The organism is Pontibacter rugosus (assembly GCF_042678745.1).
In the GTDB taxonomy this organism is placed as follows: domain Bacteria; phylum Bacteroidota; class Bacteroidia; order Cytophagales; family Hymenobacteraceae; genus Pontibacter; species Pontibacter rugosus.
The window spans coordinates 1-9,557 of the sequence record NZ_JBHTLD010000189.1; the positions used below are offsets into that span (position 1 = coordinate 1).

The 9,557-nt window shown below is 43.5% G+C and carries 6 protein-coding genes; 2 read left to right on the plus strand and 4 right to left on the minus strand.

Annotated elements, in window-relative coordinates; genetic code table 11:
• A partial coding sequence (locus ACFQ2O_RS16975) for a T9SS type A sorting domain-containing protein (RefSeq protein ID WP_377530489.1) occupies positions 1–1,757 on the plus strand: 1,757 nt, incomplete at its 5' end.
• A 191-nt stretch (positions 1,758–1,948) separates the two neighbouring features.
• On the opposite strand, the gene ACFQ2O_RS16980 is transcribed toward ACFQ2O_RS16975, so the two are convergent.
• The 4 genes from ACFQ2O_RS16980 to ACFQ2O_RS16995 form a co-directional block, all read right to left on the minus strand.
• The gene (locus tag ACFQ2O_RS16980) at positions 1,949–3,262 is read right to left on the minus strand and encodes a type IX secretion system plug protein (RefSeq protein WP_377530491.1); all 1,314 of its coding nucleotides are present in this window, start codon (positions 3,260–3,262) and stop codon (positions 1,949–1,951) included.
• 274 nt (positions 3,263–3,536) lie between these two features.
• Positions 3,537–3,986 (minus strand): OsmC family protein, encoded by a 450-nt coding sequence (locus ACFQ2O_RS16985; protein WP_377530494.1) that lies wholly within the window; start codon positions 3,984–3,986, stop codon positions 3,537–3,539.
• 72 nt (positions 3,987–4,058) lie between these two features.
• The gene (locus tag ACFQ2O_RS16990; RefSeq protein ID WP_377530497.1) at positions 4,059–5,414 is read right to left on the minus strand and encodes a sensor histidine kinase; all 1,356 of its coding nucleotides are present in this window, start codon (positions 5,412–5,414) and stop codon (positions 4,059–4,061) included.
• Complete coding sequence (locus ACFQ2O_RS16995; protein WP_377530501.1) at positions 5,404–6,789, minus strand: sigma-54-dependent transcriptional regulator; 1,386 nt, start codon at positions 6,787–6,789, stop codon at positions 5,404–5,406. Before ACFQ2O_RS16995 ends, ACFQ2O_RS16990 begins: the two co-directional genes overlap by 11 nt.
• Positions 6,790–7,054: 265 nt before the next feature.
• On the opposite strand from ACFQ2O_RS16995, the gene ACFQ2O_RS17000 reads away from it, so the two are divergent.
• Positions 7,055–9,445, plus strand: coding sequence for an FtsX-like permease family protein (locus ACFQ2O_RS17000; protein WP_377530505.1), 2,391 nt, complete (start codon positions 7,055–7,057; stop codon positions 9,443–9,445).
• The last annotated feature ends 112 nt before the right edge of the window (positions 9,446–9,557 follow it).

Genomic DNA, 9,557 nt, shown 5'->3' on the forward strand with positions numbered 1-9,557 from the left:
ACAGTTTTTATTCTTTTCTGGGTGAGTATGAAGGTAACATGGTGCTTACAGCCGATATTACATTTAATGCACGAAGAGATAGTCTATCAAACCTTTATATAACCAATGGCACAACAGGCGGCACAGTAAAGATCGCAGAGAATGTCTTAGCTTATTTCGACAAATCGGCTGTCCAGGAACATGAAGGATACTTATACTATTTTAAAGATGACATAACGCTTGGTGCTGAACTGTGGCGCTATGATGGGAACAAATCATACTTGGTAGAAGATGTCATCCCTGGTACTGAAGGCGCAGTTAATCCTCGGTTTTTTGTTAAAAATGGTGCGTTATACTTTACTTCTTCAGCAACTAACGAGCCGAACGTTACGAAACTTTATAAGATTGCAAGCAGCGCATCTCACATTAAACTACTTAGCTACGCTGATTACAACGGCAATGAAATAAAAGAAGCAGATGAACCGATCATTACAAATACATCATACAAGATAAACGAACAGAATATATCGTTATTTACCAGCCAACATATAAATAATATAATGCTAGAAGACGGAAACTACACGCTTTCTGCCACTGCAAGTAAAGGTTGGATTTCAACCTCAAGCGCTATAGAGAAAACAATCAATCTGCCAGAAGATAATGGCAAGACATACTCTTTCGGCTTTAAACCTGAAAAGGAAGATACAAAAGTGGATGCCTCTCTCCTGTCTGATGCGACGCGCTGTGGTTTTCCAACACCCTACACCCTCTTTTATAGGAACACTGGTTTTACCAAGGCTAGCGGCACGATTAAGTTAAAGCCAGAAGCAAATTTCTCTTTTGAGTCAGCTTCACCAGCGCCTAACAGCATCAGTGGCGATACCCTTATCTGGCTGATTTCTGACCTCGATATAGGTATGAAAGGAAAAATCACCATCAACTTTACAATGCCTGGCGTTGAGAGTATGGGCGATACGCTAATTTCCAAACTGTACACAAGGTTCAAGGCGGTTAATAACAAAAGTACCGCCTCCGACTCGACAACACTACAACAGATACTGACCTGCTCCTACGACCCGAACGATATACAGGCAAACCCTGCAGGCTTGGGAGAAAAGCACCTCACATTGAAGAATAAGCCGCTGGAGTACCTCGTCCGCTTCCAGAACATGGGTACTGACAAAGCCTTTAATATTGTGGTGAAGAACGAGCTGCAGGAGGAGTTTGACCTGAGCACTTTTCAGGTCATTGGCAGTAGTCACGACATGTATACCAAAGTAGAAGACAACAAGCTAAGCTTCCATTTTGATAACATACAGTTGCCTTATGAGGAAGCAGATGAGCCAGGTAGCCATGGGTATATTTTGTATAGAATAAAACCCAAGGCAGGTCTGCCGGACAGCACTGTTTTAAACAACCAGGCGTTTATTTACTTCGACTATAATCCTGCTATTGAAACAAACGTTACTTTTAACACCTTAGTAGATAAATTGCCTGTAACTAAAACTGTACTTGCCACTAAAAACGATATAACAGCAGGCATAATGAAGGTATATCCCAATCCAGCCGATACATATTTAAACATTTCGTGGCCTGAAACTTCAGCTTCTGCAACTGCTTATTACCTAACCAACAGCAAAGGGCAGGTAGTCCTGAAATCTGATTCAAAGGCTGCTACAGTTCACCAATTGGATATTGCGCACTTACCGCAAGGTTTATACTTTCTTAAAGCCGTTAAAAGCGACAGCACCTTTGTTCGGAAAATAATAATCAGATAAGAATACACAAGAAAAAAGTAAGCCTCCTGCACTAGCACAAGATATTAACTTCCCTAAGGCAGGAGGCTTTAATTTTAAGTTCGGAATATGATGTATGTATTCGAATTGAATTTAGGATTTCTTCAGAAACATCGTCTTTAGAACTACCTTACTTTTCTGATTCTCTACTCTACTTTGCTCTCACTCCTTCCCTACTTCCTGTTAAAGAAGAACCGGTCATAGCCTATCAGCAAATCAGCCCGAGATCCTGGTGGCCTGTAATAAATTAGGATATCGTAACTATTATCTGTTTCAAAGTGGCTGCCTTCAAAATAGCTGGCATCTATGCCTCCGGCAGTTTGTAGCGCATAATAGTAGTTATAATACCCTTGCTTTAGCAGCATTCTACCTGTGTATACTTCGCGAGCTGGATCATACACTAACTTAGCCTCCTCTGTAGGCAACCAGTTATTTAACTCACCCTGAACATATACATCTCCCGGTGCCTTTTCAGTAGTCTTTAAGGCAAAATTGATCCAGGTATAGTCTCCATTTACATCTCCGTTACCATATTGCCTATTGCCGAAAATCCGTTTTCCATTAATATCCGGGTCCTGGCTATAAGCTTGTGTGGCACGGGCAGGCTCTGGAAATAAATTCACTTCAGCAGGGCTCTGTTGTAAGTTTATACTTTGCACACCTACCCCATTAAAGTTCAGGCTACGGGTATCGAACGCACGGAATTCGCTTAACCCTTTAAAAAGCTCTTTCGGCTCGAAGAATACATACTCCAGGCGCCGCTGTGCATCGTGCACATAAGTTGGGCGGGTAATTCTTTTGGCATTGTCCCAGCGGTAGTTTTGGCGTAGCACCGCCTTTACATCCATAGCGGGATTTACTAACTCGTAATCAGCATAAAATACATTAAACTCTATAGGCTGACGAGTTTCACGGCCTTGGGGGCCCAGTGCCGCTCCGAGCTTGCTTACAACCGTTATAAGCTCCTGGTACACCAGCAAGCGCTGCGACAGCAAAGGTCTTCCTCCTTCTTCCGACACCACTAGTAAATAATTGCCGCTTAGTTTTACGCGTGGTACCTGAAACGTATAATGCACATAAGGAACCCGCGTATTAACAGAGTTTTGTGCATCCGTTATGAAAAACTCGTTAAACTCATTTAGAAATTGCGTATCGTTAAGTGACGATGGAGACCAGTTAGCATCGCAGTGTATAAGTTTTGCCACCAAACGTGCCGGCGCTGCATTAAGCCTGTCAAACTCAAGAATGATGGGCGTTCTTTTATTTAAAGACACGATAGGAGGCTCTAGCACCTGCCCTTCTCCCCCTGTAGCAGCATAGGCCTGTACAGATTGTATGGTTTTATCATAAACATAATCTTCGTACCGCAATGCCGACTGGGCACTGCTGCCACTACTTTGCATCTGCTGTTCAACAGGGACACAGGCTACTAGGCCTGTTGCCAGTATGGCAGCCAGTAAATAAGTATGAATGGTTCTTTTAAGCATGTTTTGTTCAGTGATGGCACCTAAAGAGATGATAGGCGCTTGTCTTTGTTCAATCTTCGAATATACAAAAAGAAAACAGCAGCCCGATATGATCAAACTGCTGCACCTGTATGGAGGTCTTATAATTTGCCTACTGCAAGTATAAGCAGGCATTTATACTTATAAATGTAGCACCTTCCAATAGTTAAGGTGTATCAATCAACAAGCGATACTTATAAGTATTTATACTTAAAGCATGTGCAAACTTAAAGTCCTACAGTAGCATGTGTTCACCCTAACTTATATCGAGTGTAGTTTGCACAGTTATGCCCGCTTCTAATGTTTTCTGCACAGGGCATTTGCTGGAGATGAGTTCTAAGCGCTTTCGCTGATCAGGCGTAAGATCCCCAATTAAACGAAGGTTCTTCCAGATATGATCAAGTTTTGCTTGCGCGTCTTCACAGGCCACACAATCGTTGCGGTGCAGCCGCTCGTGCCGAAGGCTTACTTCTGCCCTTTCCAAGGGCCAACCCTTACGTTGGGCGTACATGTGCAGGGTTATCACTGTACAGGCTCCTAAGGCGGAGAGGATGTAGTCATAAGGGTCTGCTCCTATCTTTAAACCCTGAACCACGCCTGTTTCATCTATCGTCATTTTTTGCCCGCTTGCCTGAATGTTAGCAACATAGGGCGCGCTACTATCGGCACTTACGGTTACTAAACCGTCTGTCTCATTTATGCTCATCTTTCAGATATTAGTGGATGCTGCTATAGTATAAGGCAGAACGGGCAGAAAGTTATACTTCCGTAACAGGTATTAGAATCTAAGTATAAATGTTGTCCCCTGCCCGAGTTGCGATTGCACTGCAAGAGTGCCCTTATGCAGGTGCATCATTTGGCGCGATAAGCTCAAGCCTATTCCAGATCCGGATGGTTTCGTGGAGAAGAAAGGAATAAATATTTTAGTGACAGCCTCTTTTGTCATTCCTGGGCCGTTATCAGATACAGCTATCGCTATTCGGCTTCGCTCATCTAAAGACGCCTTCAGGCACACCTTAGCCTCTGGCTGCTCCTGCACTGCTTCCATAGCATTCTTCACAAGGTTTATAAGCACCTGTTCAATCATACTTCGGTCAGCGTTCAGCAGCATGCTTTCCTGCGGTGCCTGCACTTCGAGCTCAACTTGTTTTTGCGCCAGCTGCTCCCGCAGCAATATTTTTATTTCCTGTAGAAGCTCTGTCACGTTAAAGTAAGACAGTTGGGGCACCGGTATAGCAGATAAGTTACGGAAGTCGTTTACAAAGCGAATCAAGCCCTCAGAGCGCCTACTTATTGTTTGCAGACACTGCCCTACATCCAACAGCTCTTCACGCAACAGCGTGATTTCTTCAGAGGCGGTGTCTGTGTAACTATGGACTTCTTCAAAAGCACTTGCAGAAAGAGAGGATATGGGGGTGACAGAGTTTATTATTTCATGGGTCAGCACCTTTACAAGGTTACTCCAAGCATCCATTTCTTTCTCCTCCAGCTCCCGCTGGATGTTTTGCAGCGAGGCTAAACGAATTCTGTTTCCAAGCAAGGTTAACTCAATGATGTTTAATGATATATTAATTTGTTCCCCTGCCTGCTGCAGCGGCACCAACACTGTGTCTCCCTGCGTAAGCTGCTGCAGGTTTTGAGTTAATTCAGAGCTTAGAGATGCTAACTCCTGAACCTGTTGAAGCTGCCTCACATTCAGTAGTTTTTTTGCAGCATTATTGATCAGGATAACACTACCGTCTGGTTTAAAGGTGATAATGCCGATGCCAATATGCTGTACAATTACTTCGAAATAATGAAGGTGCGCCTCTTTATCTGCCCTTACCTGCCGGAATTTCTCCATTACCTCGTTCAGGCGCAGTGCAATTTCACCAGTCGTTTTCCCCTCGTCAGGCACCGAGAACTGTTCTGTAAAATCATCATACCGAATAGAATTTAAAAAGCGAAGGTATAAGCTGTTGGTACGCTCCATATAGCGCATCAGCAACCAAAGCTGCAGTAAAAATAGCACACCCAAACCAGCCAATGTTAGCCTATACTCCTGACTAAGCCCAAGCTTTGCCATCAGGAAAACAGTTGCCGAAAGTAGCAACACCCGCAGTAGCAACTGTAGTTTATAGTGCTTAAAGCTCATATTTCTCAAGTCGACGGTATAGTGCTCCTCTGGAAAGGCCAAGCTCTTTGGCAGCCTTAGATATATTGCCGTCGTGCTTTTGCAGTGCACGCTGTACAGCGTCCCTTTCCAGATGATCCAAATCCAGGTTTTGCAAAACTGTCTCCTGCCTTTCTGAAACAGCTTCCTCAGCCAGAAAAAAGAAATCGTCTTCTGAAAGCTCTCGGTTATCACTCATAATAGAAGCGCGTTCTAGCGCATGCTGTAGCTCCCGTACATTGCCGGGCCAACTATAACGGCGAAGCTTCTCAAGTGCATCGGGGCCAAGTCGCTTTAGCGGTTGCTTATACTTACGAGCGTATACATCCAGAAAATGTTCTGCAAAAAGAGGCAGGTCGTCCATTCGCTCACGCAGAGCAGGCAGCTGCAGCTCAACTGTATTGATACGGTAAAGCAGGTCCTGGCGGAATTCGTTGCGCTGTACCATTTCTTTTAAGGGCATGTTTGTGGCACAGATCAGGCGCACGTTAACAGGTACAGATATATTTGTTCCAACCCGTATAATCTCCCGCCGCTGTAGCACCGTCAGTAGTTTGGCCTGCATGGCCGGCGACAAGTTTCCAATCTCATCCAGGAAAAGCGTACCACCGTTTGCTGCTTCTATCCTACCTATTCTGTCTTCTTTGGCATCGGTAAAAGCGCCTTTTTTATGCCCAAACAGTTCACTCTCAAACAGCGATTCTGTCACAGCACCCATATCCACGGTCACAAAAACTTTATCAGCCCTTGAAGATCGATCGTGTATAGTGCGGGCTATAACTTCTTTCCCTGTTCCATTCTCGCCAAGCAGCAGTACGTCGGCATCGGTTTTGGCTACTTTATCAATGATGGAAAAGAGTTGACGCATGGCGCTGCTCCTGCCCTGTATAATATCTTTGCCGGTGGTTAACTGGGTACTTAGGGTTCGGTTTGCTTCGCGCAGGCGGCTAACCTCCTGGTAAGAATTCCTGAGCTTTGCAGCGGCTGATAGCGTGGCTAGTAACTTCTCATTCTGCCATGGCTTCAATACAAAATCAGTTGCCCCTTCCTTCAATGCCTTTACCGCCATCTCAACATCCCCGAAGGCTGTGATCATCACCACAACAGCAGAAGGATCATACTTCTGCACCTCTCGTAACCAGTAAAAGCCCTCTTGCCCACTGGTAATATCCTGGCTGAAGTTCATGTCAAGCAGTATCAAGTCGAACTCCTCGTTCGAAAGCAGGAACGGAATTTTCTTTGGGTTCTTCTCCATCACTACTTCCTTGGCATATTTGCGCAAAAGCATTTTAGCAGAAAAAAGCACATCCTCATTATCATCAATCACCAGGATGCGCCCCAGGCTTTGTTCTTCCATAGGTATAGGTTTTGGTACAAGTATAGAAATATTGTGCCAGTAATATCTTTATGTAATTTAAGGGAAAGAAGGATTATATGGAAGTATAGCATGTCCGGCAGTGGACAGAAGGTGTCCGGCAATGGACAAAGTTATTTGCAGCTACCTTCTTAAACAGCTTAAAATAAAGGTTATTTAAGTTGGCACAGCAATGGTAATTAGCAGCAGAAATCAGCTTTGATTTTTTCCAAAGCTAATTTCTGCTGCTATACCACATTCTGAAACTATGGTTAAAATGTACTTTCTTACTGCTTTCCGTTCGCTGCTGCGCAACAAGAGCTACTCGCTGCTGAACATAGCCGGACTTGCCCTTGGCATTACCTGCAGCATTCTGCTGTTTCTGGTGATACAGTACCAACTCAGTTATGATAACTTTCACGCTAAAGCAGACAGAGTTTATCGGCTGAATGTGGATTGGATCGGTATAGATCTTCATAGCCCGGCTTCTCAATACCCTCTTCCAAAATTCATGCGCAGTAACGGCTACATGGGCTTTGAAGCCATTACACAAATTCAGGGAGAAAGTGGCGCCCAGATAAATATTCCTTCAGACGGTACAGGCCCGGGCAAAAAATTCCTTGAAGACAGCAATGTGGGGTTTGTTGATTCGGAGTTTTTTGATGTGTTTGATTTCAACACTGGTACATTAGACCTGCGTCCATACTTCAAGGAGCCTAACGTAGTAGTAATAGAACAATCTCTTGTTGATAAATATTTTCCTGGAGAGAGCCCTATCGGTAAGGTAATCCGGTACAACAACACCTACAACCTGAGAGTGGTGTCTGTTATGCCGGATATGCCCGGTAACACTGAATTTCCGTTTATTATGCTGATTTCTTATCCTACCATCGAAAGCAGCTTCTCTGATAATTGGGGCAACTTCTCAAGCAACCATCAGACTTTTGTGGTACTGCCTGATAATAAATCTGTAAGTGCTTCAGAAGAAATGCTAAACGCTTTTGTTGAGAAGCATACTGGAGAAAAGAGAACGGCCTACTCCATGCAGTCGCTGAAAGACATTCACTACAATCCCGACTATCATGGTGGCTATGCGCAAACACCCATCACTAAAGAAATGATTTTTGCCATGGCTGCTGTAGCCTTGATTATCTTATTAACAGCCTGCATCAACTTTATTAATCTTGCCACCGCACAGGCCATCAAAAGAGCAAAAGAGGTAGGCGTTCGAAAAGTATTGGGAAGTAATCAATGGCAGCTGGTGCTACAGTTTTTATGCGAAACTTTCTTGATAGTAGTTTTTGCAACTTTCATTTCGGTTATACTTGTAGAACTGGCTCTGCCTTACCTGAATGAGCTGCTGGAACTGGAAATTTCTTTTAGCTTGATGCAGGACCCAACGGTGTTAATTTTTTTAACACTGCAGGTTATACTTGTTACCCTAACCGCCGGCTTTTATCCAGCCTTCGTCTTGTCAAGTTATAAGCCTATTACTGCCTTAAAAAGCCGTATGAGCGTGCAACGTGTAGGTGGCGTATCATTAAGGCAGGTGCTGGTAGTGCTGCAATTTACAATCTGCCAAGTGCTTATTATCTGCACTTTCCTGGTAAACGAGCAGATGGAATATTTCAGAAACAAGGCATTGGGCTTTGATAAAGATGCCGTAGTGGTAGTTTCTTTACCACAGCAAAACAGGCAAAAAATACAACCCTTACGTCAGGAATTACTGAATAATGCGGCTATAAAAGACATTAGCTTTGCTTCTGACGTTCCTTCTTCTGGCAGCATCAGCTACGGTAATTTTTACTTCAATCATGCAGCAGAAGATGAAGAGTTTCAGACGCATAAAAAGTTTGTTGATGCACAGTACTTCAACCTGTTTAATTTTAAATTTCTAGTCGGCAAACCCTACATCAACAACGACTCGCTGCACTACATGGTCATCAATGATACGATGCGCCGCAAGCTTGGCCTTAAATCACCAGAAGAAGCAATAGGCAAACATATTTCGTTTGGGGGAAACGATTATGCAGGAGCTATTACGGGAGTGGTAGCCGACTTTCATCAAGCTACCTTGGCCTCACCCATAGAACCACTCGTGATAACCCAAAATCCAGGAAGTTATAGTACCATATCTGCTAAAATAGATATGGATCAAAAGCAGGAGGCGCTACAACATCTGGAGAAAGTATGGGAAAAGGTTTATCCGGATGATGTTTTCAACTATGTGTTTTTTGATGAAAGTATAGCTAATTTTTATGAAGATGAGGCACGTCAGAATACGCTTTTCAAAATCTTCTCTGTTATCACCATACTTATTGGCTGCCTTGGCCTTTATGGTTTAATAGCGTTTATGGCGACGCAGCGAACCAAAGAAGTAGGGATCAGAAAAGTAATGGGTGCGTCTGTTATACATATCATTGTGCTCTTTTCTAAAGAGTTTGTCAAGCTTGTGCTTTTAGCTTTTGTGATTGCTGTGCCTATCTCTTACTATCTCATGGATAAATGGCTTCAGGATTATTCCTACCGCATTGACATTGATCATTGGCCGTTTATACTTGCAGGTACTGTGACTCTGGTGATAGCCTTGGTTACAATGGGTGCTAAAGCAGCACAAGCTGCTATGGCAAATCCTGTAGTGTCTTTAAAGTCAGACTGAGGCGTGATTTAAAAAAAGGAGGAGATAGCTTAAGTTTAAGCTATCTCCTCCTTTTAAAGTTTTATAATGTAGGTTTAAGGAGGTAATTAACTTCATGTATCTATATACCTGT